This is a genomic window from Parafrankia sp. BMG5.11, from assembly GCF_004337455.1.
In genome coordinates this window covers 1-13,112 of record NZ_SJXI01000112.1, presented here as the reverse complement: position 1 = coordinate 13,112, position 13,112 = coordinate 1, and the positions used below count along the sequence as shown (strand labels likewise).

General features: G+C 72.1%; 10 protein-coding genes and 1 pseudogene. 6 read left to right on the top strand and 5 right to left on the bottom strand.

Features of this window, described 5'->3' with window-relative positions:
- The first annotated feature begins 114 nt into the window (after positions 1–114).
- The gene (locus tag E0504_RS45085; RefSeq protein ID WP_112105215.1) at positions 115–1,158 is read left to right on the top strand and encodes a 3-oxoacyl-[acyl-carrier-protein] synthase III C-terminal domain-containing protein; all 1,044 of its coding nucleotides are present in this window, start codon (positions 115–117) and stop codon (positions 1,156–1,158) included.
- A 72-nt stretch (positions 1,159–1,230) separates the two neighbouring features.
- Here E0504_RS45085 and E0504_RS45080 read toward each other — a convergent pair whose 3' ends face one another.
- Positions 1,231–2,808: an ABC transporter substrate-binding protein gene (locus tag E0504_RS45080; protein WP_112105216.1), complete on the bottom strand. Its 1,578-nt coding sequence runs from the start codon at positions 2,806–2,808 to the stop codon at positions 1,231–1,233.
- Between the two features lie 646 nt (positions 2,809–3,454).
- Between E0504_RS45080 and E0504_RS45075 the strand changes: the two genes are divergently transcribed.
- The 4 genes from E0504_RS45075 (at position 3,455) to E0504_RS45060 (ending at position 9,149) form a co-directional block, all read left to right on the top strand.
- Positions 3,455–4,720 (top strand): hypothetical protein, encoded by a 1,266-nt coding sequence (locus E0504_RS45075; RefSeq protein ID WP_112105217.1) that lies wholly within the window; start codon positions 3,455–3,457, stop codon positions 4,718–4,720.
- Positions 4,721–4,809: 89 nt separating this feature from the next.
- Complete coding sequence (gene hypF / locus E0504_RS45070; RefSeq protein WP_131627558.1) at positions 4,810–7,191, top strand: carbamoyltransferase HypF; 2,382 nt, start codon at positions 4,810–4,812, stop codon at positions 7,189–7,191.
- A 295-nt stretch (positions 7,192–7,486) separates the two neighbouring features.
- Positions 7,487–8,698 carry an amidohydrolase family protein gene (locus E0504_RS45065; RefSeq protein WP_112105219.1) on the top strand — a complete coding sequence of 404 codons (1,212 nt, stop codon included), beginning with the start codon at positions 7,487–7,489 and terminating at the stop codon, positions 8,696–8,698.
- Between the two features lie 19 nt (positions 8,699–8,717).
- Complete coding sequence (locus E0504_RS45060) at positions 8,718–9,149, top strand: nuclear transport factor 2 family protein (RefSeq protein ID WP_071063508.1); 432 nt, start codon at positions 8,718–8,720, stop codon at positions 9,147–9,149.
- 142 nt (positions 9,150–9,291) lie between these two features.
- On the opposite strand, the gene E0504_RS45055 is transcribed toward E0504_RS45060, so the two are convergent.
- Together E0504_RS45055 and E0504_RS45050 are read right to left on the bottom strand one after the other, a co-directional pair.
- Positions 9,292–10,083, bottom strand: coding sequence for a VOC family protein (locus tag E0504_RS45055; protein ID WP_112105220.1), 792 nt, complete (start codon positions 10,081–10,083; stop codon positions 9,292–9,294).
- Between the two features lie 195 nt (positions 10,084–10,278).
- Positions 10,279–10,947, bottom strand: a complete 669-nt coding sequence (locus tag E0504_RS45050) for a hypothetical protein (protein ID WP_112105224.1) — start codon at positions 10,945–10,947, stop codon at positions 10,279–10,281.
- 128 nt (positions 10,948–11,075) lie between these two features.
- On the opposite strand from E0504_RS45050, the pseudogene E0504_RS45045 reads away from it, so the two are divergent.
- Positions 11,076–11,743 (top strand): annotated as a pseudogene (locus E0504_RS45045) (class I SAM-dependent methyltransferase).
- Positions 11,744–11,777: 34 nt separating this feature from the next.
- On the opposite strand, the gene E0504_RS45040 reads toward E0504_RS45045, so the two are convergent.
- Complete coding sequence (locus tag E0504_RS45040) at positions 11,778–12,260, bottom strand: GNAT family N-acetyltransferase (RefSeq protein ID WP_112105225.1); 483 nt, start codon at positions 12,258–12,260, stop codon at positions 11,778–11,780.
- Positions 12,261–12,373: 113 nt separating this feature from the next.
- Positions 12,374–12,973 (bottom strand): DDE-type integrase/transposase/recombinase, encoded by a 600-nt coding sequence (locus tag E0504_RS45035; protein WP_207974704.1) that lies wholly within the window; start codon positions 12,971–12,973, stop codon positions 12,374–12,376.
- Positions 12,974–13,112 lie beyond the last annotated feature (139 nt).

The following is a 13,112-nucleotide window of genomic DNA, read 5'->3' as shown; positions in this document are numbered from 1 at the left end:
GTTTCCAGGACTTTGCGACACCGCTGACGGTGCCGCCTATCCTTGACAGGTCGATGGTGGTTCCCGTTGTGCCCTGCCGCCCTGCCCGCCACCCGCTGGGGAGATCGCGACCGCATGAGGACTGACACCATCTACGTCAACTCTGCCGCCACCTGGCTTCCCCCGCGCCGGCAGCCGCCCTCCGAGGTGGGCGGAACACTCGAGGACACGGGCTACACCATGCTGGCCGTGTCGGACGGGCCGTCCGCGCCGGAGATGGCGGTGCTCGCCGCCAACGCGGCGCTGGCCCGGGCCGGCTGGCGCGGCGCCGAGCTGGATCTGCTTCTGCACGCCTGGAGCTACTACCAGGGGCACGACTTCTGGTCACCCGCGCACTACATCGCCGACCAGCTCGGCGCCCACGACGCGATGCCCGTCGGGATCCAGCAGATGTGCAACGGCGGTGCCGCCGCACTGCAGTCCGCGGCTGCCCACCTGCTGGGCGATCCCACGATGACCCGCGTCCTGGTCACGACCGCGGACCGCTTCTGCCCCCCGGGATTCGACCGCTGGAACAGCGACCTCGGCGTCGCCTATGGTGACGGCGCGAGCGCGGTGCTGGTAAGCCGGACGAACCCCGCGGAGCTCGCTGAGCCTGCGGCTCCCGTGCCGGCGGGGCTGCGGCTGGTGTCGGTGACCTCGGTGTCAGCGCCGAACCTCGAGGCCATGCACCGCGGCGACGACTCGTTCGGCGCCGCCGCGCGCGCGGCGGCGGAGTCGGTCGACGTCCGCCGCACGAAACGCGCCTACCTGCGCCGCAACGGCAGCTCCGGCTACCGGACGGCCGAGCGGGAGCGTCTCGAGACCCTGCTGGGGCTGGCCATGAAGGAGGCCGGCGCCGACGTGGGCAGCCCGAGGCTGCGGTGCGTGGTGCTGCCGCGGGTGCACCGAAGCCCGTTGCTGTCTGTCTTCGGCCCGATCGTCGAACGGCTGACCGGCGCCGAGGCGGTCGATTTCGGCCGCTCGACCGGGCATCTGGGCGCGGGCGACCTGACCGCCGGCATCGCCGACCTGCTCGACCGCGAGATGCTCGCGCCCGGCGAGACGGCCCTGGTCATGAGCACCGGCGCCGGCTTCACCTGGTCCTGCGCGGCGCTGACCGCACCTGAACCCGCCTGACCCGCGGCACGAGCCGGCAGCCGTGGCGGCTGCCGGCTCCCCGCCCTGGATCAGGGGGCTACCGCTCAGGCCCTACTTCTTGATCCACAGTTCCTCGGGCAGCAGCGAGCCGAGCCCGTACTGCGCGAGACCGCCCACGTTCTTGCCGGAGACGGCGCTGAGCGCGACCCGCTGGAGGAAGATCCCGGGGGTCAGTGCGGTCAACCGCTGCTGGACCGTGTCGTAGGCGGCCTTGCGGTCCGCCTCCGCCGACGCGGTCCGGCCGGTGCCGAGGGCCTCGTTGAGCTGGGGGTCGTCGACCCCGGGCACATTGGTGGCCCTGCCGCCGCGGAAGGCCGTGTACAACTTCGGTTCCGGGTCCTGGAAGAACGCGGACGTGATGAACGTGTCGAAGTCGTGCGTCGCGTTCATCTTGCCGTACTCGGCGAGCTGGACGACCTTGACCTGCACCTTGACGTTCTTGAAGCTGCTGAGCTGGGCCTGGACGTTCTCGGCGATCGCCCGGCTCTCGGAGCTGGGGAAGCTGGTGAACGTGAAGGACACCGGCTTGCCCTCGGCGGCGAGCTCGTCGAACAGCCGCTGCGCCCTCGCCCGGTCCGCGCGCCTCAGGGGCGTCTGGGAGTAGAAGGGTGAGGCGTCGTTGAACAGCGTCTCGGCGGGCTGCCCGTCGCCCTCGTAGACCGCGAGGTTCAGCGCCTCCAGGTCGAGCGCCGCGGCCACCGCCTGGCGGGCGCGGATGTCGTCGAACGGCGCCCGGCGCATGTTGAGCGCCATGAAGATGCCGCCGTTGACCGGCCTGCTGATGCTCGGCTGGCCGCTCTCCGCGGCTTTGTGGAGGTTGATCCAGTCCGACTCGATGGCGACGTCCGCGCCTCCGGTGAGCAGGGTGTTGTAACGCTGCCTGGACTCGACGGCCGCGCGGATCGTGAGGGCGTCGAGGTAGGGCCGGGGCGCGTCCCAGTAGCGCGGGTTCTTCACCAGGTCGATGTCGGCCTGCCGGGTCCAGCGCTCGAGCTTGAACGGACCGGCGCCGACGGGGTTCTGCTCGAACGCCTGCGGGCCGCGCTGCAGGGCCGCGGGCGAGGCGATCCAGTTCATCCCCGTGGTGAGGACGACGTCGGCGAAGTTCGGCACCGGGTCGGCCATCGAGACCTTCAGGGTGCGGTCGTCCACCACCTCGGTGGAGGCGATCATCATGGCGTCCCCGCGGTAGCTCGACGCGTTCGCGGGGTCCTTGAGGCGCTCCCAGTTGAACTTCACGGCGGCGGCGTCGAGCGGGCTGCCGTCGGAGAAGACCAGCCCCGGCCGCAGCCGGAGCTCGAAGGTGGAGCCGTTGTCGCTGCTCGTGAACGACTCGGCCATCTTGTAGACGACCTGGCCCTTGTCGTCGTCGATCATCAGCGTCCCGTACAGGGCGTTGCCCAGGACAGCCGTCGCCGCGTAGGCGTTGCCGAGCTTGGCCGGGTCCATGGAGCTGGTGTCGGCCAGCATGAGGATCCGTCCCTTGCCGCCCGCCACCGGTTCCCCGGTGGCACCCGTGGCGGCGGCGCCCGTGGCGCCGTCGCCATCGCCGCCACCACCGCACGCCCCCAGGAACATCGCCACGGCGCACACGGCGGCGGTGGCGAGTAATCGCCTCGTACGGATCATCGTCGTCCTCTCTCCAGTGCCAGATGTCCGGCCCGCGGAAGCGGGGGTCGCTGCCGGAGCGGTGTGAGGGCAGCCACCGCCGAATCGATTGGCCGCGCACGTCACAAGGGCCGTTGGGGAGTGAACTGTGTCACGCGGTTTTAGCGAAGTCAACGTCTACTCAAGCGTGCGGCTACGTACTTTCATTAGCGAGAACTACGTTCTACATGACGAGTCCACCACGGTGTCTGACGAGCCGCCGTGACGACCGCCCACCGGGCCGCTCCGGAGCCCGGGTCGCTCCGGAGCCCGGGTCGCTCCGGAGCCCGGGTCGCTCCGGAGCCCGGGTCGCTCCGGAGCCCGGGCAGCGGCGTCCCAAACGGCCGGGCGCGTTGGTGGCAGCGTCCGCGCACTGTCGATCGGCGTCCGGGCCCTTGGCACATAGCGTTTCCCTGCCGAAGGCGTCCACGCGCCGACGCGTCGCGAGCGGGCCGCGAGGTGCGGGCACCCGACGAGCGGGACGGCGCCGCGGGCCCACCAGCCCGGGAGCGCCCACCCGACGAGGGGGTACCGATGTCATCCGCGCCGCGATCCCAGGAGGGGGCGTCCGGCGACCCGCCGGTGACGCGGCCGAGGCACACGACTCGAACCACGACGGGTGACACAGATGGCTGCAGACGACAACGCCCCCACGGGCACCGACACGTATGCCGGCTGCGCACGCCCGCAGCCTGTCGGGGTGTTCCCGCTGCCCGCGGGATTCCTGCTGGTCCCCGGCAGCGAGACGACGTCCGGCCTGCGCCGCACGCTGGCGGATGGACGGCTGCCCTCGGCATGGCCGCCGGAGCTGGCCGCGCTCGAGCTCGCCTACCGCGGCAACGTGATCGCGGCGGTCGAGCTGCTACGCGGCGACGACCCGGTCACCCGCTACAACCGGTTCGTGCTCCGCCCCGCGGGCCGGCCGCCGGAGGACCCGGCCGCGCTGCGCGAGGCGCTCGGCGCCGAGCTGGGCATCCTGGTGGACGTCGTCCGCTTCGCCCTCGGTGAGCTGGACGAGCCGCCGCCGCTGACCAGCGAGACCGGCGAGATCGCGGCCCTGGCGTGGTCCGCGCACGCCGCGCACGCGATGGCCGCCGGCCGGCTCGACGACGCCGCGCGGATGCTGGGCGAGGGCATCGCCGCCGCCGCCGATCCCTCCCCCGGGCTGGCCGCCCAGCTCATGGCGACGGCCGCGGGCCTGCGCCGCGACGCCGAGGGACCGAGCCCCGCGGTCGCCACCGACCTGACCGCCGCGCTGGCGGCACTGGAGCACACCGACCTGGCCACCGGGCGGGCCGAGCTGCACCTGACGCTCGGCTCGGTCCACCACGAGCTGGCCGGAGACGACCTGGCCGGCCTGCGCACCGCCGCCGAGCACTACCTGGCCGCGCTGCGCCTGATCACCGTCGACACCGCCCCGGAGCTGTTCGCGTCCGCGCAGGTCAACCTGGCCGCCGCCTACCTGGCCATGCCGATGAACTCCGCGTCCGACCAGCTGCGGATCGGGGTCGCCATGCAGGGCCTGCGCACCGCGTTGACCGTGTACACCCGCCAGTCCTATCCCGAGCAGTGGGCGAGCACCCAGCTGAGCCTGGCGAACGCGCTCGTCTACGCGCCGTCCGCGCACCGGCGGGACAATCTGGTCGAGGCGGTCGGCCGCTACCAGGAGGTCATCACGACCCGGGAAGGCCTGGCCGACCCGCTCAGCTACGCCCGCGCGCTGGCCAACCAGGGCAACGCGCTGGCACACCTGGGAGCCTTCCCGCAGGCGACGGCGGTGCTGCACGAGGCCCGTTCGATCTTCGAGCAGAACGGCGAGACCGGCGCCGCCGCCGCGGTACGGGAGGTGCTCGACGAGATCACCCGCCACGTCGCGATGAGCCGGGCCACGTGACAGGCCCGCCCGGGACGTCGCCACGGAACCCGGCGGCGGCCCCCGGGCCGGCACCGACGGCGTCAGCGTCAGTGCCGGCGTCAGCGTCAGTGCCGGCGGCATCGCCGGCCGCGGATGACCGGTCGGCCGGCCGGATCCGGCGGCGGGTGACGGTCGAGGGGGTCGTCCAGGGGGTCGGCTTCCGGCCGCATGTCCACCGGCTCGCCACCGCGCTGGGGCTGGCCGGTCTCGTCGGCAACGAAGCCGGCTGCGTCGTCGCCGAGGTGGAGGGCGACGGGCCGGCGGTCGCCGAGTTCCTGCGCCGGCTGGCCGCGCCGGCCCCGCCGCTGGCCCGTGTCGACCGCGTCGCCGTCACCCACCTGAACCGCCGTGGAGACGACGGATTCCGGATCGTGGCCAGCACCTCGGCGGCCGGTGCCCGGACCATGGTGGCGCCCGACGTCGCCGTGTGCGCCGACTGCCTGCGGGAACTGTTCGACCCGGCGGACCGGCGGTACCGCCACCCCTTCGTCACCTGCACGAACTGCGGGCCACGCTTCACCATCATCGAGGCGCTGCCCTACGACCGCGCCACCACGACGATGGCCCGGTTCCCGATGTGCGCACGGTGCGCCGCCGAGTACACCGACCCCCGCGACCGGCGGTTCCACGCCGAGCCCGTCTGTTGCCCGGCCTGCGGGCCGCGGCTGTGGTTCCGCGTGGCGGTCGCGGCCCAGGCCGGCCGGGAGGGACCCGAGACGCACGGCACGGACGCCGCGCTGGCCGCGGCCCAGCGCGCCCTCGCCGCGGGACGGATCGTGGCGGTCAAGGGGATCGGCGGCTTCCACCTGGCCTGCGGCGCGGACGACGACCGCGCCGTCGAGCTCCTGCGCGCGCGCAAGGGACGGCCCGACAGGCCCTTCGCGGTGATGGTGCGCGACCTGGCGACGGCGGCCGAGATGGCCGATCTCTCGACCGCCGAGGCCGAACTGCTCACCTCCACGGCCGCTCCGATAGTGCTCGCCAGGCGCCGGCCCGGTGCCCCCCTGTCGGACCGGGTCGCGCCCGGGAGCCCCCTGGTGGGCCTGCTGCTGCCGTACACGCCGGCGCACCACCTGCTGTTCGCGCCGGTGCCCGGCGGCGGCCCGCCCCCGCCCCGGGCGCTGGTGATGACCAGCGGCAACCGCTCGGGCGACCCGATCTGCTTCGCCGACGCCGACGCCGACGCCGGGCGGCTGGCCGGGCTGGCCGACGCGTACCTGCTGCACGACCGGCCGATCCTGCAGCCGTGCGACGACTCGGTCGTGCGGTGGGACGGCGAGCAGGTGCTGCCGCTGCGCCGCTCCCGCGGCTACGTGCCGCTGCCGGTGGACCTCGGCCGTCCGGTGGAGTCCGTGCTCGCCGTGGGCGGCGACGGCAAGTCCGCGTTCTGCCTGACCGCCGGTCGCCGGGCGATCGTCTCGCAGCACCTGGGCGACATGGGCGGACTCGACGCGCTGCTGGCGCTGGAGCGTGCGAGCGCCCGGCTGACCGACCTGTACGCCGCCGAGCCGGCGACCGTCGCCGCGGACCTGCACCCCGGCTACGTCACCCGGGCCTGGGCGGGCCGGCGGGCGGCCGGCCAGGGCGGCCGGACCCACCTGGTGCAGCACCACCACGCCCACGTGGCCGCGCTGCTCGCCGAACACGGCCGCCTCGGCGACACCATCCTCGGGATGGCCTTCGACGGCACGGGCTACGGGCTCGACGGCACGATCTGGGGCGGCGAGGCACTGCTGGTCGGCCCGGACGTCACCCACGCCGACCGGGTCGCGCACCTGCGTCCCGTCGCGCTGCCCGGCGGCGACGCGGCGGCGCGCGGCCCCTACCGCTGCGCGCTGGCCCACCTGGCCGCCGCCGGCGTCGAATGGACGGCCGACCTGGCCCCGGTGCGGGCCTGCTCCCCCACCGAACTGCGGGCGCTGCGGGCGCTGGTGGACCGCGGCGTGTCCTGCGTGCCCAGCAGCAGCATGGGCCGCCTGTTCGACGCGGTCGCCTCCCTGCTCGGCGTGCGCCAGCGGAGCACCTTCGAGGCCCAGGCCGCCCTCGAGCTGGAGGCGCTCGCCGCCGCCAGCCGCCGGCCCGGTCCCGCGGTCGCCTTCGGGTTCGACGGCCGCGTGCTCGATCCGGCGCCGGTGATCGCGGAGATCGTCGACGGGTTGCACGCGGGCCTCGCCCCGGACGCGCTCGCCGCGGCGTTCCACCTGGCGGTCGCCGACGCGGTGACCCGGGTCGCGCAGACGGCCCGGCGCCGCCGCGGTGTCGGCCTGGTTGGGCTGACCGGGGGGGTGTTCGCCAATGTCGTCCTCGTACGGGCCTGCCGGGCCCAGCTTGCCGCCGCGGGATTCGAGGTGCTCGTCCACCGTGTGGTCCCGCCGGGTGACGGGGGGCTGGCCCTCGGCCAGGCCGCGATCGCCACGGCCGCCGCCCGGGCCCTTGCCGACCCTTGTTAGGCGAACGCCACTTCTGTACGGTCGTTCAGCACAAGTCCGCCCGCGGATGCCGCGGATGCGGCTTGCGGGCGAGAACGCGGGCGACGCGCTCCCGTGGATGACCCGGCGGCCCACGACCACGGCCGTGTGAGGCCGCAAGTGAGGCGACCGACGAGGCCCCGGGACGGATCCGCCAGGCGGCGACGTCTGCACCCAGCTCGTGAGAATTTGATACTTAACTGTGAGAGCGGGATTTCTGCTGGTTGTGGCATCAAACCGCGATCAGTCACGTCACCGCGGACAAGGAGGACACAGGGTGCTGACACTCAAGGCCGCCGGCTTGCTCGATGTCGATACCGGGGAGATCACCCGGCCCGGGATCCTGAAGATCGAGAACGATCGGATCGTCGGTCTCGGCGGCCAGCCCGAGGGCGAGGTCATGGACCTCGGTGACCTGATCCTGCTGCCCGGCCTGATGGACATGGAGCTCAACCTCCTGATGGGCGGCCCCGGCGAGCACCCGCTCACCGGGCAGATGCGCGACGACCCGCCGCTGCGGATGATGCGCGCCACCCAGAACGCCCGCCGGACCCTGCGGGCCGGGTTCACCACGGTGCGCAACCTCGGCCTGTTCTGCAAGACCGGCGGCTACCTGCTCGACGTGGCGCTGATGAAGGCGATCGACGCCGGCTGGGTCGACGGCCCGCGGATCGTCCCCGCCGGCCACGCCATCACCCCGACCGGCGGCCACCTCGACCCGACGATGTTCGGCGCGTTCGCCCCGCACGTCCTGAAACTCACCGTCGAGGAGGGCCTGGCCAACGGCGTCGACGAGATCCGCCGGGCCGTCCGGCACAACATCAAGCACGGCGCCCAGGTCATCAAGATGTGCGGCTCGGGCGGGGCCATGTCCCACAGTGGGCCCTCGGGCGCGCGGCACTACTCCGACCAGGAGGTGCTGGCCCTCACCGACGAGGCACACCGACGCGGCCTACGCGTGGCCGCGCACACCCACGGCTCGGAAGCCGTCCGGCAGATGGTCGAGTGCGGCGTCGACTGCATCGAACACGCGTTCATGATCGACGACGACACCATCAACCTGCTGATCAAGCGCGGCACCTGGGTGGTCGCCACCCAGGCCCTGATCGACAACATGCCGGTGCTGAACGACGCCGAGCCGGAGATCCAGGCGAAGGCCGCCCTCATCTTCCCCCGCGCGAAGGCCTCGATCCGCAACGCCATCGAGGCCGGCGTGAAGATCGCGGTGGGCAGCGACGCGCCGGCGATCCCGCACGGCAAGAACGCCCTCGAACTGGTCGCCCTGGTCGACCGGGGCATGACCCCGCTGCAGGCGATCCAGGCCGCGACCATCGTGGGCGCGGACCTCATCAACGTCACCGACCGGGGCCGGCTCGCCGAGGGCCTGCTCGCCGACGTCATCGGCGTGCGCGGCAACCCCCTCGAGGACATCCGCGTCCTGCAGCGGGTCCCGTTCGTCATGAAGGGCGGTAAGCAGTTTGTCTACTGAGCCTGCCACCGGACCCGCAGTGACCGGGCCGAGCCGGACCGAGGACCTGGTCGAGATCCAGCAGCTACTCGCCCGCTACGCGGTGACGATCACGCAGGGCGACGTCGAGGGACTACTCAAGGTCTTCACCCCGGACGGCACCTACACCGCCTTCGGGGACACCTTCGCCCTCAAGGACTTCCCGACGCTGGTCGCCGCCGCGCCCAAGGGCCTGTTCCTCACCGGCACCTCGTTGGTCGAGCTCGCCGACGACGGCCTCAACGCCACCGGAACCCAGCCGCTGTGCTTCATCGAGCACGCCAATCACGACATGCGCATCGGCTACTACAAGGACACCTACCTGCGCACCGCCGAGGGGTGGCGGCTGCGCACCAGAGCGATGACCTTCATCCGCCGCAGCGGTGTGCACGACTCGGGTATCCCGCACGTCATCGAGCGCCTGTCGTCATGACGGTGACCGGCCTGGTCCCAGCCGGTTCATGATCCAGCGGGAGGTCGTCGCCGAGGGGCAGGCCGGGCTCACCGCCGCGGTGCGTCGGCTTCCCGCCTGCTCGAGGCCGACGCCCGCGGATCCGCACGGTGCGGGGACGGCCTCAGTCCTTCGCCGGCTCCTCGATGTTCTTCCCCACCAGCTTGAAGGTCGCCCCCGTCGGGTCGGTCGCGATCGCGAGACGGCCATACGGGGTGTCCATTGCCGGCTGGACGACCGCGCCCCCCAGCTTGACGGTGAGGGCGAGCGTCGCGTCGGTGTCCTCGACGGCGAAGTAGACGCCCCAGTGCGCCGGAACGCCCTCGGGGAGGAAGCCTGACGCGTCCATGATCCCGGCGTGCTGCTCGCCGGCGTCATCGACGAGCACGGTGTAGCGAAGCTCGTCCGTGTCGCTGACGACGTTCGTCTTCCAGCCGAACACCTCCTGGTAGAAGGTGACCGCGGCGGCGTAGTCCCGCGTGAGCAGCTCGAACCAGCCCGGCGCGCCCGGCTCGGCCAGCACTCCGAACCCGCGGTGCAGGCCCTGCTGCCACATGCCGACCACGGCGCCGCCCGGGTCGGTGAGGACGGCCATGACGCCCAGGTCGGCGACCGGCATCGGCGAGATCATCATCGTTCCGCCGTGCGCGGGTACGGCCGCGGCGGTCTTCTCCGCGTCGGGGGTCAGCAGGTAGACCGACCAGACGTCGGGCAGCTCCGGCTGCTGCTTCGTCATCCCCCCGGCGACCACCTTGCCGTCCTTGGAGAAGTTGAAGTAGCCGCCGAACGCCTCGTTCGGCTCCTCGGAGGTCCAGCCGAACAGCTCCGCGTAGAACTCGCGGGCCTTCGCCGCATCCGAGGTCATGAGGTCGACCCAGCAGGGCGCGCCGGGCAGGGTGGTGTCGTGAGCGGGCATCGTGGGCTCCTTCGCCGCCGGGCACGTGGTGGGCGGCGCGGGGTTCGCGGCCGCTGCTCGCGTGCAGTCGACAGAGTGGACCTACCCACCGACAGAAACTCATCGCCGCCGCGCGGCCTGTCTCGAACTTCCTCCGCGGCGGGTGGACGGGCGGTGCCGCGGGCCGACGTGAGGTCCCCCGCGGCACCCGTCAGGTCAGGCGGAGCAGGCCCAGACGATCGAGCCCGCGAGCGTGCGCCCGCCGGACGTGCTCGCGCTGAACGACACGGAGCCGCCGGCCGAGGTGATCTCGACGGTGGCGGGAACCGCGTCGATCGCGTAGCGGCCGGAGTCGGGCGCGACGACCGAGACCGTGATGACGGCCGGGTAACTGCCCGGCCCGTCGTAGCCGGCGACCCGCACCCCCTGCGACACCGTCCTGCCCTCGATGGTGGCCGTCGAGGACTCGACGTAGCGCCGCGCGGTGGACTGGCAGCTCACGGCCGTCGACACATGCCCCGCGACGTCGACCGGCGAGGTGATGTCGACGGTCAGCGAACCGGGACCGCCGGCACCCGCGCCGCCCGCCGGCGCCGCCGGCTCTGGCGACTGCGACGCGGTCGTCGCGTCAGCCGTCTCGGCGCCGGTACCAGCGCTGGCAGCGGGGGCGGGCGCGGAGCCCGCAGTCGAGACGGAACCGGCCCGGCAGGCGGTTAGCCCGAGCCCGATCACGACCGCCAGCGCGAGGAGCAGCAGGGATCTGGCAGGCAGCGGTCGCGGCCCCCCGCTGGTTCGTCCCTCGTGACCCGCTCGCGCGCCGCGGCGGCCGCCGCCAGCCCGCCGATCCGTGCGGTTCCCCCGGTCTGCCATGTTCGTCCGGTCCATCCTGTCGCTCCAGTGATGATGTCGCCGTCCGCCGAACCGGCCGACGTGCCGGCCCGGCAGGACCGACGACATCAGCCGGCCGTGTGAGCCGGATGTGAGCGAAGCCGAGACAGACACAGGAGCCGATCATGAATGTCACCGGGGATGGCGGCCAGGCAGCGCGGTGGAACGGACCGGCCGGGCAGGCCTGGGCCGAGGCGCAGACCCTGACGGACCGGATGTTCAAGCCGTTCGAGGACCTGCTCGTCGACGCGGTCTCGGCCACCGGTGCCGGGTATGTGCTCGACGTCGGCGGCGGCACGGGCGCCACGACGGTCGCCCTCGCCCGGCGGCTCGGGGCGCAGGGGCGCTGCGTCGGCGTGGACATCTCCGACCCGATGCTCGCCGCCGCCAGGGCGCGGGCCGAGCGGGACGAGGAGGGGGCGCGGGCGGTCTTCATCCGCGCCGACGCGCAGGATCACGCGTTCGAGCCTGCCGCCTTCGACGCGATCGTCTCCCGTTTCGGGGTCATGTTCTTCGGTGACTCCGTCGCCGCCTTCGCGAACCTGCGACGGGCCGCGGCGGATGGGCCGGGATCGACATCCGGCCGGTCGATGCGTCCTGTGTGTTTCCCGAACACGAGCTGGTCCCCTACTTCACCCGGTTCGGCCCGGTCGGTCAGGCCCTGCGGGACGTGGACGAGCGGACTCGCGGGCAGGTCGTCGAAACGGCCCGCGCCGCGTTCGATCCCTATGTGCACGGCGCCGAGGTCCGTTTCACCGCGGCCTGCTGGGTGGTCGGCGCCCAGGCCAGGTGAGCCGGACCTTGGTGTGGCTGCCCTGGCGAAGTTGCTATGACGCGACCGAGCGAACGAGCTGCACGATCGCTGTTCCACCTTCCGTCCGGGATATCCGTCCGCTGGGAACGAAGCCGACCCGACGGTAGAGGCGCAGCGCGCGGTCGTTGTCAGCTCCGGTCCACAGCTGCAGCCGTACGTACCCGTGGCTGCCAACCTGGTCCACGAGATACCCGATCAGCTGCTCTCCCACTCGTCGCCCCCAGCGGTCGGGGTGGACGAAGACCATCGAGATGTGACACAGCCCGTCCAGCCTCGCTCCCTGCCCGTTCTGACCGCGGCCCGGTTCGGCCAGCAGCATGCCGAGAACCCTCGTTCCTGCGCAGGCGATAAACAGGAGAGCATCGGGGGCGGCGAGCTTCGTCTGCACCCTGGCGATCCGCTGAGCGTCGGGAGGTCGTCCACGGGCACTGTTGGCCTCACGCCAGACGTCCAGGGCGGCGGGAAGATCATCGCCATGCGCGAGACGAACCGTCACCGGGTCTGGTTCCAGCACAGGTTCCACGGGCTCAGGATCGCCGCTCCGCCGGACGGTGCGGACCAGATTCAGTGAGACAGCCAGATCCGGAGCCTGTCAAACATGGTGAGACATCAGGCGGCTTCGTTCGTGTGTAGCGTCTCCTCGGTCTCGATGATCGCTGGGGGCTGGTTGATCCACGCCTTGGTCGGTAGCGCAGGCGGAGTTGGTCGGTGGTGGAACCGCTCGGGGTTGGCGAGGTAGGCGGCGTCGAGGACCTGGGCGCGTCGGGTCTGGATCTTGTGCGCGGTGCCGTCATGGACGCTGGCTGGGGTGTGTAGAGCGACGCCTGAATGCCGGTGGTCGTTGTTGTAGTAGCTGAAGAAGACGTCGCAGAAGACGCGGGCGTCCTGGAGAGAACCGAAACGTCCCGGGAAAGCGGGGCAGTATTTGAGTGTCTTGAAGTTCGCTTCGCTGTAGGGGTTGTCGTTGGAGACGTGCGGGCGGGAATGGCTCTGGTCGATGTTCAGGTAAGCCAGGAGGGCGGCTACCGACTGGGAGGTCATCGAGGTTCCGCGGTCGGCGTGGACGGCGTTCGGTTGGACGTCGCCGTTCACGGCGACCGCGTGCTCGATGAAGGCTTTTGCGAGTTCACCGGTCTCGGTGGGATGAACCTCGAAGTGGACGGCTTCGCGGGAGAATATGTCGAGGATGACGTACAGATCGAAGTACACACACCGCGGACGGGTCCGGTTAGCTTCGTGATATCCCAGCTCCATATTTCGTTGGGTCTGGTCGCGAGTAGTTCCGGTTTCTTCCGGGCGGGGTGGGTGGCCTGCGCACGCCGCTCCACGGTCTGGTGCCGGGCACGCA

Bases quoted from the DNA above. Each gene is read 5' to 3' on its own strand.
- E0504_RS45075 (WP_112105217.1), top strand. From the start codon at position 3,455: ATGGCTGCAGACGACAACGCCCCCACGGGCACCGACACGTATGCCGGC.
- E0504_RS45055 (WP_112105220.1), bottom strand. From the start codon at position 10,083: ATGCCCGCTCACGACACCACCCTGCCCGGCGCGCCCTGCTGGGTCGAC.
- E0504_RS45080 (WP_112105216.1), bottom strand. From the start codon at position 2,808: ATGATCCGTACGAGGCGATTACTCGCCACCGCCGCCGTGTGCGCCGTG.
- E0504_RS45050 (WP_112105224.1), bottom strand. From the start codon at position 10,947: ATGGACCGGACGAACATGGCAGACCGGGGGAACCGCACGGATCGGCGG.
- E0504_RS45085 (WP_112105215.1), top strand. From the start codon at position 115: ATGAGGACTGACACCATCTACGTCAACTCTGCCGCCACCTGGCTTCCC.